The organism is Actinoplanes sp. NPDC023714 (assembly GCF_040639855.1).
In the GTDB taxonomy this organism is placed as follows: Bacteria; Actinomycetota; Actinomycetes; order Mycobacteriales; family Micromonosporaceae; genus Actinoplanes.
The window spans coordinates 1,159,798-1,173,663 of the sequence record NZ_JBFAAR010000001.1 but is presented as its reverse complement, the minus strand read 5'-3'; the positions used below and the strand labels follow the sequence as shown (position 1 = coordinate 1,173,663).

Annotated in this window: 13 protein-coding genes; 8 read left to right on the top strand and 5 right to left on the bottom strand. The window is 72.0% G+C overall.

What is annotated here, in order from left to right; genetic code table 11:
* Nucleotides 1-10: 10 nt before the first annotated feature.
* On the bottom strand, nucleotides 11-1,039 hold the full coding sequence (locus tag AB0G10_RS05525) for a class I SAM-dependent methyltransferase (RefSeq protein ID WP_360916890.1): 1,029 nt from the start codon (nucleotides 1,037-1,039) through the stop codon (nucleotides 11-13).
* Nucleotides 1,040-1,110: 71 nt separating this feature from the next.
* Here AB0G10_RS05525 and AB0G10_RS05520 point away from each other — a divergent pair, with 71 nt between their 5' ends.
* Both AB0G10_RS05520 and AB0G10_RS05515 read left to right on the top strand, forming a co-directional pair.
* Nucleotides 1,111-1,989, top strand: coding sequence for an NADP-dependent oxidoreductase (locus tag AB0G10_RS05520; protein ID WP_360916887.1), 879 nt, complete (start codon nucleotides 1,111-1,113; stop codon nucleotides 1,987-1,989).
* Nucleotides 1,990-2,067: 78 nt separating this feature from the next.
* Nucleotides 2,068-2,802 carry an SGNH/GDSL hydrolase family protein gene (locus tag AB0G10_RS05515; protein WP_360916884.1) on the top strand — a complete coding sequence of 245 codons (735 nt, stop codon included), beginning with the start codon at nucleotides 2,068-2,070 and terminating at the stop codon, nucleotides 2,800-2,802.
* Here AB0G10_RS05515 and AB0G10_RS05510 read toward each other — a convergent pair.
* The 3 genes from AB0G10_RS05510 to AB0G10_RS05500 all read right to left on the bottom strand — a co-directional run bounded on the left by AB0G10_RS05510 (nucleotide 2,786) and on the right by AB0G10_RS05500 (nucleotide 6,182).
* On the bottom strand, nucleotides 2,786-4,882 hold the full coding sequence (locus AB0G10_RS05510) for an N-acetylmuramoyl-L-alanine amidase (protein WP_360916881.1): 2,097 nt from the start codon (nucleotides 4,880-4,882) through the stop codon (nucleotides 2,786-2,788). The two genes, AB0G10_RS05515 and AB0G10_RS05510, sit on opposite strands and share 17 nt — an antisense overlap.
* A gap of 133 nt (nucleotides 4,883-5,015) precedes the next feature.
* Complete coding sequence (locus tag AB0G10_RS05505) at nucleotides 5,016-5,504, bottom strand: TspO/MBR family protein (protein ID WP_360916878.1); 489 nt, start codon at nucleotides 5,502-5,504, stop codon at nucleotides 5,016-5,018.
* A gap of 45 nt (nucleotides 5,505-5,549) precedes the next feature.
* Nucleotides 5,550-6,182, bottom strand: a complete 633-nt coding sequence (locus AB0G10_RS05500) for a TetR/AcrR family transcriptional regulator (RefSeq protein ID WP_360916875.1) — start codon at nucleotides 6,180-6,182, stop codon at nucleotides 5,550-5,552.
* 54 nt (nucleotides 6,183-6,236) lie between these two features.
* On the opposite strand from AB0G10_RS05500, the gene AB0G10_RS05495 reads away from it, so the two are divergent.
* Both AB0G10_RS05495 and AB0G10_RS05490 read left to right on the top strand, forming a co-directional pair.
* The gene (locus AB0G10_RS05495) at nucleotides 6,237-6,776 is read left to right on the top strand and encodes a hypothetical protein (protein ID WP_360916872.1); all 540 of its coding nucleotides are present in this window, start codon (nucleotides 6,237-6,239) and stop codon (nucleotides 6,774-6,776) included.
* Between the two features lie 60 nt (nucleotides 6,777-6,836).
* Nucleotides 6,837-6,986 (top strand): hypothetical protein, encoded by a 150-nt coding sequence (locus AB0G10_RS05490; RefSeq protein ID WP_174262334.1) that lies wholly within the window; start codon nucleotides 6,837-6,839, stop codon nucleotides 6,984-6,986.
* Here AB0G10_RS05490 and AB0G10_RS05485 read toward each other — a convergent pair.
* Complete coding sequence (locus tag AB0G10_RS05485; RefSeq protein WP_360916869.1) at nucleotides 6,983-8,677, bottom strand: alpha-glucosidase; 1,695 nt, start codon at nucleotides 8,675-8,677, stop codon at nucleotides 6,983-6,985. The two genes, AB0G10_RS05490 and AB0G10_RS05485, sit on opposite strands and share 4 nt — an antisense overlap.
* Nucleotides 8,678-8,759: 82 nt before the next feature.
* Here AB0G10_RS05485 and AB0G10_RS05480 point away from each other — a divergent pair, with 82 nt between their 5' ends.
* The 4 genes from AB0G10_RS05480 to AB0G10_RS05465 all read left to right on the top strand — a co-directional run bounded on the left by AB0G10_RS05480 (nucleotide 8,760) and on the right by AB0G10_RS05465 (nucleotide 13,839).
* Nucleotides 8,760-9,761 carry a glycosyltransferase family 4 protein gene (locus AB0G10_RS05480; protein ID WP_360916866.1) on the top strand — a complete coding sequence of 334 codons (1,002 nt, stop codon included), beginning with the start codon at nucleotides 8,760-8,762 and terminating at the stop codon, nucleotides 9,759-9,761.
* Nucleotides 9,762-9,938: 177 nt separating this feature from the next.
* On the top strand, nucleotides 9,939-11,243 hold the full coding sequence (locus tag AB0G10_RS05475) for a glycosyltransferase (protein ID WP_360916863.1): 1,305 nt from the start codon (nucleotides 9,939-9,941) through the stop codon (nucleotides 11,241-11,243).
* On the top strand, nucleotides 11,240-12,358 hold the full coding sequence (locus AB0G10_RS05470; protein WP_360916860.1) for a glycosyltransferase: 1,119 nt from the start codon (nucleotides 11,240-11,242) through the stop codon (nucleotides 12,356-12,358). The genes AB0G10_RS05475 and AB0G10_RS05470 overlap by 4 nt, the downstream gene beginning before the upstream one ends.
* 44 nt (nucleotides 12,359-12,402) lie before the next feature.
* Nucleotides 12,403-13,839 (top strand): glycoside hydrolase family 130 protein, encoded by a 1,437-nt coding sequence (locus AB0G10_RS05465; protein WP_360917967.1) that lies wholly within the window; start codon nucleotides 12,403-12,405, stop codon nucleotides 13,837-13,839.
* The last annotated feature ends 27 nt before the right edge of the window (nucleotides 13,840-13,866 follow it).

The window sequence follows — 13,866 nt, the reverse complement described above, 5'->3', positions numbered from 1 at the left end:
ACCCCGAACCTCACCGCAGCCGGTAGAAACGCCAGAACTCGTTGTCGATGCCGAGCACCTCGGGGGCCGGGAAGCCGGCGTCGCGGGCCCAGCCGAGCAGCGTCGGGGCGCGGAGGATCGTGCCGTTGGCGATCACCGGGTTCTCGGCCCTGGTGGCCGGCAGGCAGTGCAGGACGCTGAACGCGTACTGGAGGCGCTCCACCTCCCCGGCCGGCGCGGTGAACTCGTCGGACACCCGCTCGTCGGCGACGAGGACGCTGCCGCCGGGGCGCAGCAGCGTACGCGCGTTGGCCAGCACCCCCACCGGGTCGCCCATGTCGTGCAGAGCCTCGAAGACGGTGATCAGGTCGTAATCACCGTCCACCGACGCGGCGTCGGCCACCGTGAAGCTCACCCGGTCGGCGACGCCGGCCGCGGCGGCCACCTCGCGGGCCGCGACGATCGAGTGCTCGTCGAGGTCGGCCCCGCGTACGGTGATCGCCGGATAGGCCAGAGCCAGCGCCACCGACGAGTAGCCCATGCCGCATCCCAGGTCGAGCACGGCGCCGCCGGAGCGGAGCGCGGACTCGATCGCGGGCACGGCCGGGATCCACGTCGTGGTGAGCAGGTGGTCGAACATCGGCCGGTTGAAGCCGGCGATGCCGTGGCGGACGTGGGCGTATTCGGAGTACGGGACGCCCTCGCCGGTGCGGAACGCCTCGATCACGCGCGGGGTGAGCAGGGCGACGCCCACGGCGAACTGGCCGGCCGCACCCGCGTACGCCGGGCCGCCCTCGTCGAGCAGGACGTCGGAGGCGCCGGGTACGAGCGCGAAGGCCGTCCCGGAGACGGTCAGGAACCCGGCCGCGGCCTGCTGTTCCAGCCACTCCCGCGCGTAGCGTTCGTCGATGCCGGCCGCCTTGGCCAGCTCGGCGGCGGTGAGCGGGCCGTCCCGCAGGGCGGCGTAGAGGCCGAGCTCCCGGCCGACCTCGACGGTGCACAGTTCCAGGGCGCCGATCAGGGCGCCGAAGAGTCGCTCTCCCAGAGCTTCAGCAGTCATGCACACACCCTCGGCGAGGCCGCGTGCAGAACGCTTGACCTCAACTGGAGTTCAGCTTGCAGGGTGGTCGCATGAGAGCTGTCGTCTTCGACCGGTACGGCCCGCCCGGCGTCCTGCGCATCGCCGATCTGCCCGACCCCGAGCCCGGACCGGGCGAGGTCCTCGTCCGGGTGCACGCCGCCGGGGTGCAGCCCTTCGACGTCGCGGTGCGGACCGGGCGGATGCCGTGGGTGCGGGCGCGGTTCCCGCAGCAGATCGGCCAGGAGTACGCCGGCGTCGTGGTCGCCGGTGATCTGCCGGCCGGCACGCCCGTCCTCGGCTCGACCATGCTCGACGCCACCGCCGAATACCTCACCGCCGAGGCCGGGAACGTCGTCGCGAAGCCGGAGCACCTGGACTTCGCCACGGCCGCCGGGCTGGTCGCCGCCTCGCAGACGGCGAGCGGCGCCCTCGCCGAGCTGGAGCTCCGGCCGGACGACGTCCTGCTGCTGCACGCCGCGGCCGGCAGCGTCGGCACGATCGCCACGCAGCTGGCCCGCCGGATCGGCGCCACCGTCGTCGGCACCGCCTCCGAGGGCAACCACGAATATCTGCGCGAGCTGGGTGCGGTGCCGGTCGCGTACGGAGATGGTCTGGTCGAAGCGGTGCGTGCCACCGGCCTGAAACCCACCGTCGCCCTCGACGCCGCAGGCGGCGAGGCGATCGCCCGGTCGGTGGAGCTCGGCGTCGCGCCGGAGCGGATCGGCACGATCGCCGACGACGAGGCGGCCGCCGAGCACGGCGCCCGGGTGGTGCGCGCGGGACGGTCGCCGCAGCGGCTCGCCGAGGTGATCGCGATCCCGGGCCTGCGGATGCCGATCCGGGCCTACCCCTGGGAGCGGGTGGCCGACGCGCACGCCGCCGTGGAGTCCCGGCACGGGCGCGGCAAGGTGGTCCTGACGATCGATTGAGGTGGCAGCACGGTAGCGGCCGGTTGCGGGTCCGGATCATGCGCTCAGCGCCCGGTCGCGGAGGACGAATCGCCGGGCATGCGCCTGCTGAACCGCCTCGCCGCCCCGCTGCTCGCCGCCGTCCTCCTGACCGGCGGGACGGCCCTGCCCGCGACGCCGGCGGTCGCGGCGGAGCAGCAGCAGCAGGCGATCCGGATCATGCCGCTCGGTGACAGCCTCACCTTCGGCAAGGGCGACCGGGCCGCGAACGGCTACCGCAACTGGCTGCACAGCTGGCTCACCCTCTCCGGGGTGGACGCCGACTTCGTCGGGTCGCAGACCGACGGCACCGGCGCCGACACCGGCCACGAGGGACACCCGGGCTGGCGGATCGCCTGGCTGACCCGGCACGCCGACCACTGGATGGCGACCTACAAGCCGCAGGTCGTCCTCCTCGACATCGGCACCAACGACCTGATCCGCAACCAGGCGAACGGCTCCACGCAGCGCCTCGCCCAGCTGATCGACCGCCTCGTCGCGGCCGACCCCAAGGTCGAGATCGTGCTGGCGAAGCTGCTGGTCGTGAAGCACCGCAACGCCCGCGAGTTCCGCTCGTTCAACGCGAAGCTGGCGAAGGTCGCGGCCCGCCACCCGCGCAACGTCACGCTCGTCGACATGTCGGTGATCCCGGCGTCGGACACCGTGGACGGCGTGCACCCGGACACCACCGGCTACCAGAAGATGGCGTTCCAGTGGTACCAGGGCCTGCGCCGCGTCCTGCCCACCGGCCGTTCGATGCAGCCGGTCGCCAACCCGTTCACCGCAGGTGGGTGAGCCCGTCCAGCACCGCTGACCCGCTCTCCACCTGGACCCGGATCGTGTGCGTCCCGCTGTCCGGCCACATCCTCGTCCACACCGCCTGCCGGTACTTCGTGGACGCCGACGCGAGATCCACGACGCCCTGATCGCGTCCGTCCAGGACGATCCGCACCCGTCCGGAGGTGGCGGTCCGGGTGGCCACGAGCGCGGCCGAGCGGCCGGTGACGGTCCAGGTCAGCGACGCGCCGCGGGCCGAGGCCGCGGCCGCTTCGCTGCCGACGAATCCGGGGTTGCGCAGCGTGCGCCAGCTTCCGGTCCGCTGGGCTTCCGCTTCCGGGACAAGAGCGGGGGTACGGGTGACCGAAGCGTGGCGGACGTTGCCCGCACGATCGGCGGCCGTCACCGTCCACGCGCCGGGCTCACCCAGTGTCGTGGTCGTGTCGAACGCCCGGGCTGTCGCGCCGAGGACGGCCCGCCCGGTTCCGGTGACGCGCACCGACCGCAGGCCGTTCCCGTCGGCGGCCTGCCAGCTCACCCGCACCGGGATCGACGACTGCATCGAGCCGGTGCGGAGCGCCACCTGCGGGGCCGCGGTGAACTCCGGCGGCACCGGGTCGGCGAGGATCCGCGCGCTGGTGATCGAGGTACGCCCGGACAGGTGCACGGCCTTCACGGCGACCGTGTGCTCGCCGGCCGGCAGCTGGAGCCGGGCCAGCCGGTGACCGGCCGGCGCCGCGGTGAAGAGCCGGCCGTCGAGCCACACCTCGAAGCGGTCCATCATCCGGGTCGGGGTGGAGAGCGTCCACAGCGGCTGCAGGAGTCCCCGGGTGTAGAACTTCCCGGCGTACGCGCCAGCGCCGCTCAGCTTCTGGTACCGCAACCCGATCGGCGCGCCGCCCGCGATCGCCCGGATCGCCGGGAGCTGGAGATAGAGCGCGTTGCCCGGGCACTCGGTGGATCCTGCGTCCCGGTGCCCGGAGATCCGGCTGAGGGTCGCGGTGCGGCCGGCCGGGTACTTGTTGCTGCCGCCGGAGACGTAGGCGACCCGCCCGGCCGGCGGGCTCCCCCAGGCGCCCAGCTTGTACGCCGCCACCTGGGCGACCGACGCCCGCGCGGCCACCGGGATCCGGACCGACCGGAAGTCGCCGATCACCGCGATGGCGCTGGCGTTGTCGTTGAACCCGAGGGTGTGCGCGCCGAGCACCGAGCGGTGAACCCCGCCCTTGCGCCCCTCGAAGACGTTGCCGCACTTGTCGACCAGGAAGTTGTAGCCGATGTCGTTCCAGCCCTTGCTCTTCACCTGGTACGCCTCGATGCCGCGCACGATGCTCGCGGACTGCCCGCAGGTGTAGCCGTTGCCGGTCGCCGTGTGATGCACGAAGACGACCTGGATCGGGCCGGTGTAGGAGGGGGCCTCCTTCACGATCCTCTCGTTGGCGCCCCAGCCGGCCCGGGTCACGATCCTCGGTACGGGCCGGGCCGGGAGCTTGGCGCTGCGCTTCGGCACGGCCGCCGACTCCCCGCGCGCCCGCTGCACGGCCACCGGCTCCATCCGGGGTGCGATCCGATCGCCGGAACCGTCCGGGTCGACCAGGTCATCCGAACCGTCCGGGTTGATCAGGTCGACCCGCAGGCCCTCCGGCAGCGCCGTCCCGGCCATTCGCGCCTGCACCCCGTCGGAGGGTCCCACCCAGAGCGGATCGCTGGCTCCCCGCGCCCCCTCGGCGCCGCCCGACGCGTCCGGGTTGTCGGTCTCCAGCAGCTGCCACGGCGTCCACCGGCCGGTCGCCGCGGCCCGCGTCCGCACCTCGATCCGGCCCGCGCTCGGCGCCTCCGGGTCCCGCCACGTCACCCCGACCATGCTGAACGGGCCGGTCCGGCGGCGCGGCAGTTCCGCGTACCCATGACGGGTCTCGCCCTGACGGGTCTCCTCCGCGGCGAGCCTCATCCCGTCCCGGGGCGCGGCCGGAGCCGGAGCGAACGCGAAGGTCTGCAGGACCGGGCCGGACGTCCGGACCGAGCCCGGATCGGTGATCGCGACGGCGACCGCGGCCGCCGGAGTGACGGCCGCCAGGGCGGCGAGCAGACGGCGCATGGAAACTCCCCCGGCCACCGGCGGAAGGAGTCGGTACGGGGCTTACCGGCGGCCATGTGCCACCTTGCCGGTGCCCCGAGTGACGCGTGGGGAGTTTCGTGAAAAAAGTTCGGATTTATCCCTCGTGAGCGGATCAGTTCGCCGACCAGATCGCTGCGTTCAGCGCGGTGGCGTAGGTGACCCACAGCAGGTACGGGACCAGCAGGCCGGCCGCGAGCTTCGACACCGGCCGGAACTTCACGATCGTCACGCCGATCAGCACCCAGAGCACCACGATGTCGATCAGCGCGAGGCCGTACCGCCCGGCGCCGAAGAAGATCGGCGTCCAGATCGCGTTCAGCACGAGCTGGGCGGCGTACCAGTTCAGCGCCGCGGACCAGCCGGTCCGGCGCCAGACCAGCCAGCCGCTCACCGCGATCATCGCGTACAGGACCGTCCAGACGGGCCCGAACAGCCAGGACGGCGGGGCCCACGGCGGCTGCTCGAGGCTCTGGTACTCACTCGCGGTGCCGGAGACGCCGAGCCCGCCGATCAGGGCTGCCGCCGCGGCGGCAGCGCCGAAGCCGGCCAGGGCGAGCCAGGGTGAGACGTGCCGTCCGGAGCGCATCACATGACTGGTCATGCCCGGTGAGATACCCGGCCGCCGGACGGACGAACCTCTCGATGGTCAAGAATTTGCGGCGGCCTCACGAACCAGGCCGCTGACCACCCAGCCGGCGATCCGGGCGAAGTCCGGGGCCGTGCCACCGCCCTCCGCGAGCGCCGCCGCGAGCCGGGGGAACCCGCCGCTCGCCACCGCCGCGCCGATCCGGGCGGCCTGCTCCTCGCCGGTCACGTCGCCCGCGTGCTCGGCCGCGACGTAGGACGCCACGAACCCGGTGAACATCGCGAGCAGCGCCATCCGGGTCCCGCCGGACAGGCCGGACGGCTCCAGCGCGCCGAGCCCGTGCTCCAGGAAGCCGAGCAGGTTGACCCCGGCCACCGGGCGGCGGGTCACCGCGCCGGGCAGCCACGGGTGCCGCAGCATCATCTCCCGCTGCGCCACGACCAGGGCGGTCGCGTCGGCCCGCCAGTCGCCGGTGAGCGCCGGCAGCGGCAACTCGCCGGCCACCCGGTCCACCATCTCGTCGATCAGGTGCTCCCGGTCCGGCACGTACGTGTAGAGCGACATGGCGCCGGCCCCGATCTCGGACGCGACCCGCCGCATGGTCACGGCGTCCAGCCCGTCGGCGTCGGCCAGCCGGACCGCGGCCGACAGGACCTGCTCCCGGTTGTGCACCGGCGGACGGCCTCGTGGCATGGGGAGCCTCCTGATACGCTTTTCAGTACACCGTACGAAAAAGGGAGGGTGACCATGCACCCGCAGCCCTCGCCCGTCAGGATCCCCGAACCCCGCCCGGTCGTCCTGATCCGGGCCCCCGTCGTGCGGGGAGGCCGCTGGCGCGAGGAGGTCGCGGCGGTGGAGGCCCGGGTCGCCCGGATCCGCGCGCGGGACCGGTTCGGCGGCGATCTGTTCGTGGTCGCGCCCGGCTACCTGACCTTCAGCCGGTTCGGCCCGGACACCGGCCCGCTGCCCGGCATGGACGCGGTGCTCACCCTCCAGCGGCGGCTGCGCCGCGAGGCGCTGGGCCTCCCGGCCGGCGCCGGCGACCTGCTCCCGGTGCCGATCACGCTGATGACCGGCCGGCACGACGACGCCGCCGCCCGGATGATCGAGCTGTTCCGGCGGCGGCACACCACGGGGCTGCCGATCGAGCTGCTGATCGGCCCGGGCACGCTCGCCGCGAACTGGGCCGAGACGTTCGGCCAGGCGCTGCGGACCATGCGCGGCGAGGCGCCCGCCCAGCCGGTCAGGTTCCACGACGGCGAGTGGCGCGACGCGGCCGCTGTTTAGCGCTCTCCGATGTGGGGGTAAGCGTTCGCCGCCCCCATACCCCCACATCGAGGAGCAAAGATGTCCATCCCCGGACTCTTCTACCTGATCGCCGTGATCCTGCTGGTCCTGGCGGCCCTGCCGATCTCCACGCGCGGCATCAGCCTGGCCCTGCTCGGGGCGGCGTTCGCCCTGCTCGGCTACTCCTGGGACACCATCACCGCCGGCTAGACCGCGCGTTTGTAGACCACGGCCTGCCAGGGGGCGATCGTCGAGTCGGCGGGCGCCTCCGGCAGGTTGTTCAGGATCAGCTCGCCGTCCAGGGCCAGATCGGTCCGGACCGCCTCCCCGGTGAAGTTGCCGATCACCAGCAGCTCGGTGCCGCCGAGCCGCCGGGTGAAGGCGTAGAGCCGCTCGTCGTGCGGCAGCAGCATGGTGAAGTCCCCGTCGGCCACCGCCGGCTCGGCGTGCCGCAGCGCCACGAGCCTGCGGTACCAGTGGAAGACCGAGTCCGGATCGGCCTGCTGCTTCGCCGCGTTGATCTCCCGGTGGTTCGGGTTGACCTTGAGCCACGGGGTGCCGGTGGTGAACCCGGCGTGCTCCGAGTCGTCCCACTGCATCGGCGTCCGCGCGTTGTCCCGCCCGCGGGCCCGCAGGACCGTCAGCACCTCCTCGGGCGACCGGCCCTCCATGTCGAGCGCCTGGCGGTACTGCCCGAGCGCCTCGATGTCCCGGAAGTCCTCGATCCCGGCGAACGGGTAGTTCGTCATGCCGAGTTCCTCGCCCTGGTAGATGTAGGGCGTCCCGCGGTGCAGGTGCAGCACGGTGCCGAGCATCTTGGCCGAGGCCACCCGGTTCCGCGGGCTGTCGTCGCCGTAGCGGGAGACCGCGCGCGGCTGGTCGTGGTTGTTCCAGTAGAGGCTGTTCCACCCGAGGTCGGCGAGGCCGGCCTGCCAGCGGCCGAAGATCGCCTTGAGCTTGGTGAGCTGCAACGGCTCCAGCAGCCACGGGTCGGGTCCCCGGTCGACCCAGACGTGGTCGAACTGGAAGACCATGTCGACCTCGTGCCGGTCCGGGTCGGTGTGCAGGCGGGCCTGCTCGACGGTGACGCCCGGCGTCTCGCCGACGGTGAGCAGTCCCTCGCGCCCGGCGAAGACCTCGCGGTGCATCTCCTGCAGGAACTCGTGCAGGCGGGGGCCGCCGATGAACGCGTCGGAGCCGTCGGCGTACGCGCTGCCGGCGCTCAGCTTCCCGTCCGGCAGTGTTCCGTCCTCGCCGATCACCTTGGAGATCATGTTGATGACGTCCATCCGGAAGCCGTCCACGCCCCGGTCCAGCCACCAGCGCATCATCGCGTAGACGGCCTGCCGGACCTCGGGGTTCTCCCAGTTGAGGTCGGGCTGCTTCCTCGAGAACAGGTGCAGGTAGTACTCGCCGGTCTTCTCGTCGAACTCCCAGGCCGGTCCGCCGAACACCGATCCCCAGTTGGTCGGCTCGGCGCCCGGCGTACCCGGCTCCATGCCCTTGCGGGCCGGCCGCCACCAGTACCAGTCCCGCTTCGGGTTGTCCTTGGACGACCGGCTCTCCTGGAACCACCGGTGCTCGTCGGAGCTGTGGTTCACCACCAGGTCCATGATCAGCTTGATGCCGCGGGCGTGCGCCCCGGCCAGCAGCTCGTCGAAGGTCGCGAGGTCGCCGAAGAGCGGCTCGATGTCCTGGTAGTCGCTGATGTCGTACCCGTTGTCGTCCTGCGGCGACGGGTAGATCGGCGAGAGCCAGAGCACGTCGACGCCGAGCTCGGCCAGGTAGTCGAGGTGGTTGATGATGCCGCGCAGGTCGCCCATGCCGTCGCCGTCGGAATCCGCGAAGCTCCGCGGATAGATCTGGTAGACGACCGCCTTCTTCCACCACGAATCCGTCATGGCTCTTCTCTAACACGAGAACGCGCCCGATACCGGCCAGGCATACTGTCGACGTGGTTATGACCGTAAAGAGCGATTTGTCATGAAGATTGCCATGCTCGGGCCGATCGCCTGGCGTACTCCCCCGCGGCACTACGGCCCGTGGGAGCTGATCACCAGCCTGCTCACCGAGGGCCTGGCCGCGCGGGGCGTCGACGTCACGCTCTTCGCCACGCTCGACTCGGTCACCGCGGCGGCCCTCGACGGCGTCGTGCCGGCCGGATACGAGGAGGACGCCTCGATCGACGGCCGGGTCTGGGAGGCCATCCACGTGAGCCATGCGCTCGCCCGGTCCGGCGAGTTCGACCTCGTCCACAACCATCTCGACTGGCTCCCGCTCGCCTTCTCGGCGCACTGCGCGGCGCCGATGGTCACCACGATCCACGGCTTCTCCGGATCCAACATCCTTCCCGCGTACGTGCGGTCGCGCTCGCACTACGTCTCCATCTCCGACAGCGACCGCTCGCCGGATCTGGACTATCTGGCGACCGTCCACCACGGCGTGGATCTGAGCGGTCTGCCTTTCCACGCCGACGGCGGCGACGACCTGATCCTGTTCGGCCGGATCCACCCGGACAAAGGGACCGACATCGCCATCGAGATCGCCCGCCGGGCCGGCCGCCGCCTGATCATGTGCGGAATCGTCCAGGACCGCGAATACTTCACCGAAATCGTGGAACCCCGGATCGACGGGGAGCGTGTCGTCTATCTCGGATCGGTCGGCCCGGACGAGCGCGGCACGATCCTCGGCTCCGGCGCCGCGCTGCTGCATCCGATCCGGTTCGCCGAGCCGTTCGGCCTCTCCGTCGTCGAGTCGATGGCCTGCGGCACGCCCGTCATCGCGTTCCGCAAGGGCTCCATGCCCGAGGTGGTGGACGAGGGCGTCACCGGATTCGTGGTGGACTCGGCCGACGCGGCGGTGGCCGCCGTGGACCGGATCGGCGCGATCGACCGTGCCGCGTGCTCGGCGCGAGCGCGGGAACGGTTCTCCGCCGACCGCATGGTGGAGGAGTATCTGACGATTTACCGAAAAATCATCAGTTGAATAGCTGGATCTTGTTAACGTCGCTTTGTGAATTGCGCGTTAAACGGGCCCTTTTACGGCCCGCCTTTGACTTCTCGATCTACGTCGGCGCAGTTCTCCCGCGGTGTACGGCGCCGTGCCCGCGTGCGGTGAGTCCGTGCTGCGGGGAGGCAGCCGGCCCGAGGAGAAAGGCCTGTCATGCCCGCGACATACGGGTTTCTGAGCACGTATCCCCCCACTCAATGCGGTTTGGCGACGTTCAATGCGGCACTCGCCACCCATCTCGTCACGGGCTCGGCCGGTTCGGGTGTCGTACGCCTGCTCGCCGGTGACAACGCCAGTGGTGGGATCGCGCTCGACCGGTCCGCGCCGCGCGTCGTGCACACCTGGCACACCGACCGGCCCGGCGGCTGGGTCGCCGCCGCCACCGCGCTGAACCGCTTCGACGTGGCGGTCGTCCAGCACGAGTACGGCATCTACCCGGGCGACGCCGGCGAGGAGGTCCTGCCGGTGCTGCGGGCGCTGCGGGTGCCGTCGATCGTGGTCCTGCACACCGTGCTGACCCAGCCCGACCCGCTCCAGCGCAGCGTCCTCGAGCAGATCGCGGCGACCGCCGACGCGGTGGTCACGATGACCGACACGGCGCGGACCCGGCTCACCGAGTTCTACGACGTGGACCCACGCAAGATCACCGTGATCCCGCACGGAGCGGCCAGCCACACGGTGACCGCCGGCCCCGTCACCGCCGGCCCGGGCACCGGCGGCTCCTTCACCGCCGGCACGGTCACCGCCCGTCCTGGCACCGCCGGCTCGGGCACCGGCGGCTCGGGCACCGGCGGCTCGGGCACTGCCGGCTCCTTCACCGCCGATGAGCGGCACGGCCGGCCGCACCTGCTGACCTGGGGCCTGCTCGGGCCGGGCAAGGGCATCGAATGGGCGCTGCGGGCGCTCGCCTCGCTCGACGACATCGACCCGCGGCCGATCTACACGGTCGCCGGGCGCACCCATCCGAAGGTGCTCGAACAGCAGGGCGACGTCTACCGCGACTCGCTGAAGAGGATCGCCGAGGAGTCCGGGATCGCCGACTGCGTCCGCTGGGAGGACGTCTACCTCGACCCGGACGACCTGTCCCGGCTGATCTGCTCGGCCGACGCGGTCGTGCTGCCGTACGACTCGACCGAGCAGGTCACGTCCGGCGTGCTGATCGAGGCGGTGGCGGCCGGCGTCCCGGTGGTGGCGACCGAGTTCCCGCACGCGGTCGAGCTCCTCGCCGACGGGCCCGGCCTGCTCGTGCCCCACCAGGACCCGGAGGCGATGGCGATGGCGATCCGGCGGGTCCTCGCCGAACCCGGCCTCGCCGAGCCGGGGCTGGCCGGCCGCCTCACCGGCCTGGCCGGCGGGCCGACGCTGCGCTGGCCCGCCGTGGCCGCGCGGTACCAGTCGCTCGCCAACCGCCTGCTCGCCGACCGCCGCCCGCTCGCCGCGCAGACGATCTCGGCATGAGCGCGGGCCTGCGGCTGCTGCCGCCGCCCGTCCGGCTCACCGATGCGCCCGAGCCACGCTGGGATCACGTCTTCCGGCTCTCCGACGACACCGGGCTGCTCGAGCACGCCCGCAACGCGATCGTCCGGCGCGAGCACGGATACTGCGTCGACGACGTCGCGCGCGGCCTCCTCGTGGCCGCGCGCGAACCGCGGGCCAGCCCCGAGCTGATCCGGCACGCCGAGCGCTACCTGGCGTTCCTCACCCACGCGCAGGGCGCCGCCGGCGGGTTCCGGAACCGGATGAGCTACGACCGGCGATGGCAGGACGAGCCCTCGCTGGGCGACTGGTGGGGCCGCGGCCTCTGGGGACTGGGCACCGCCGCCGCTCGCGGGCAGACCCCGTGGCTGCGGCGGGAGGCCATGACCGCGTTCCGCCACGGCGTACGCAGCAGATCTCCCTGGCCGAGAGCGATGGCGTTCGCCGCGCTCGGCGCCGCCGAGGTGCTCCGGGCCGATCCGCGCGACCGGGAGGCGGCCCAGCTGCTCGGCGACGCCGCCACGGTGATCGGCGTGCCCGGCTCCGACCCCGGCTGGGTCTGGCCGGAGCGGGAGCTCACCTACGCGAACCCGGCCCTCGCCGAAGTGATCATCGCGGCCGGCGACCTCCTCGGCGACGAGGGGTTGCTCACCGACGGGCTGCGGATGCTCGCCTGGCTCTGCGCGGCCCAGGAGCACAACGGGCACCTCTCCACCGTCCCGGTCTGCGGCTGGCGCCTCGGCGCGCGCCGGAACCGGATCGGGGACGCCGACCCGGCCCTGGCGCCCGATCTGCTCGACCAGCAACCGGTCGAGGCCGCGGCCACGGCGGACGCCTGCGCCACCGCCGCGGCGGTGACCGGGGACGAGCGCTGGGACGCGCCGCTGTTCCAGTCGATCGCGTGGTTCCTCGGCGACAACGACACCGGAACGGTGATGCGGGACAACGAGACTTATGGTTGTTATGACGGATTGACGGTTGATGGTCCTAATCTGAACCAAGGAGCCGAATCCACCCTCGCGCTCGTCTCCACGCTGCAGCACGCCCGCAGGCTGGCGAACCGGAGCGCGACCCGACCGTCAGGCGGCCTAGCGTGACCGCAACCGTGAATGCTCAAGACATCACCCGTCACAACATCACCATGGCGCCGGACGGCCGGCGCGTCGTGATCAAGCTGTTCGTGCCCGGCGAGGACGCGCATGCCACGCACAACCGCGCGGCCTGCATGATCGAGCGGATGCTGCAGCTGGACGAGAGCGACATCAACGCGTTGCTGGAGGACGTGCTGAGCCGGTTCTCCGGCCGGCACCACGACATCCTGTCGACCTTCCAGCACCACTACGAGGTCGTCCAGCACCGCGTGCCGGCCGAGATCGACCTGTCGCCGCAGGCCCGGACCCTGATCGGGGCGTACTTCAGCCACGAGTTCTCGGTCGAGGCGGCCGCCCTCTGCAACCCGTCCATCGTCCCGCACCCCGACCAGGCCGACCTCGCGCCCGGCGAGCTGCGGGCCGCGCTCAGCCTGCGGCAGATCGGCGAGGGGCACATCTCGTCGATCGGCTTCTGCAGCGTGATCCTCGGGCCGGGCGCCGCGATCCGCCTCGAGGACCGGGACGGACCGCTCGCGATCGGCCAGCGGGTCGGCGCGAAGCACATGAAGCACCAGCTCTTCGCCGCCCTCGGGGACGACGACATCGACAACGAGGCGTCGGCGTACGTGCTCGGCGCGCTTCCGGACCGCTTCGACGACCAGGTCTTCGAGGACGTCCTCAGCCACCTGCCGCCGGAGATCCTGGCCCGGCCGACCACGCCGATGACGCTGGAGCTGATCCGGCGCATCGTCATGGACGACTACGCGGTCACCTTCCCGCCCACCATGCCGCTGCACCAGCGGGTGCTCTGGCCGGCCACGCCGAGCGAGAGCCGGGGCATGGAGGACGCGCGGTTCGTCCAGGTGATCGACCCGGACGGCCGGCCCGCCTACCAGGCGACCTACACGGCGTACGACGGGTTCAACATCTCCGGGCGGGTCATCTACAGCCGGGACCTGCGGCACTTCGAGGTCACCACGCTGCACGGGCCGGCCGCCCGGAACAAGGGCATGGCGCTGTTCCCGCGCTACATCAACGGCCGGAAGATGGCGCTCTGCCGCTCCGACGGCGAGACCCTGGGCCTGGCCGTCCGGGACGACAAGCACCGGTGGCAGCCGGCCGGGCCGCTGCTCGTACCGCACCGCGGCTGGGACCTGATCCAGGTCGGCAACTGCGGCTCGCCGATCGAGACCGAGGCCGGCTGGCTGGTACTCACCCACGGTGTCGGGCCGATGCGGCGGTACGCCATCGGCGCGATGCTGCTCGACCTGGACGACCCGTCGAAGGTGATCGCGGACCTGCCGCAGGGTCTGATCGACCCGGACGAGACCGAGCGTGAAGGGTACGTGCCGAACGTGCTCTACTCCTGCGGCGGCCTCGTGCACGACGGACGGTTCTGGCTGCCGTACGCCTCCAGCGACGTACGGATCGCCTTCGCCAGCATGCCGCTGGACCGGCTACTGCACCGCATGGTGCCGGTCAACTGATCACCGGTTCTTCGGCGGCTCTTGTTC

What these genes read in the sequence shown, in the direction of transcription:
- AB0G10_RS05500 (WP_360916875.1), bottom strand. Translation starts at nt 6,182, where the DNA reads ATGCCACGAGGCCGTCCGCCGGTGCACAACCGGGAGCAGGTCCTGTCG.
- AB0G10_RS05485 (WP_360916869.1), bottom strand. Translation starts at nt 8,677, where the DNA reads ATGACGGATTCGTGGTGGAAGAAGGCGGTCGTCTACCAGATCTATCCG.
- AB0G10_RS05480 (WP_360916866.1), top strand. Translation starts at nt 8,760, where the DNA reads ATGAAGATTGCCATGCTCGGGCCGATCGCCTGGCGTACTCCCCCGCGG.
- AB0G10_RS05520 (WP_360916887.1), top strand. Translation starts at nt 1,111, where the DNA reads ATGAGAGCTGTCGTCTTCGACCGGTACGGCCCGCCCGGCGTCCTGCGC.
- AB0G10_RS05470 (WP_360916860.1), top strand. Translation starts at nt 11,240, where the DNA reads ATGAGCGCGGGCCTGCGGCTGCTGCCGCCGCCCGTCCGGCTCACCGAT.
- AB0G10_RS05475 (WP_360916863.1), top strand. Translation starts at nt 9,939, where the DNA reads ATGCCCGCGACATACGGGTTTCTGAGCACGTATCCCCCCACTCAATGC.
- AB0G10_RS05495 (WP_360916872.1), top strand. Translation starts at nt 6,237, where the DNA reads ATGCACCCGCAGCCCTCGCCCGTCAGGATCCCCGAACCCCGCCCGGTC.
- AB0G10_RS05490 (WP_174262334.1), top strand. Translation starts at nt 6,837, where the DNA reads ATGTCCATCCCCGGACTCTTCTACCTGATCGCCGTGATCCTGCTGGTC.
- AB0G10_RS05525 (WP_360916890.1), bottom strand. Translation starts at nt 1,039, where the DNA reads ATGACTGCTGAAGCTCTGGGAGAGCGACTCTTCGGCGCCCTGATCGGC.
- AB0G10_RS05515 (WP_360916884.1), top strand. Translation starts at nt 2,068, where the DNA reads ATGCGCCTGCTGAACCGCCTCGCCGCCCCGCTGCTCGCCGCCGTCCTC.
- AB0G10_RS05505 (WP_360916878.1), bottom strand. Translation starts at nt 5,504, where the DNA reads ATGACCAGTCATGTGATGCGCTCCGGACGGCACGTCTCACCCTGGCTC.
- AB0G10_RS05510 (WP_360916881.1), bottom strand. Translation starts at nt 4,882, where the DNA reads ATGCGCCGTCTGCTCGCCGCCCTGGCGGCCGTCACTCCGGCGGCCGCG.
- AB0G10_RS05465 (WP_360917967.1), top strand. Translation starts at nt 12,403, where the DNA reads ATGGCGCCGGACGGCCGGCGCGTCGTGATCAAGCTGTTCGTGCCCGGC.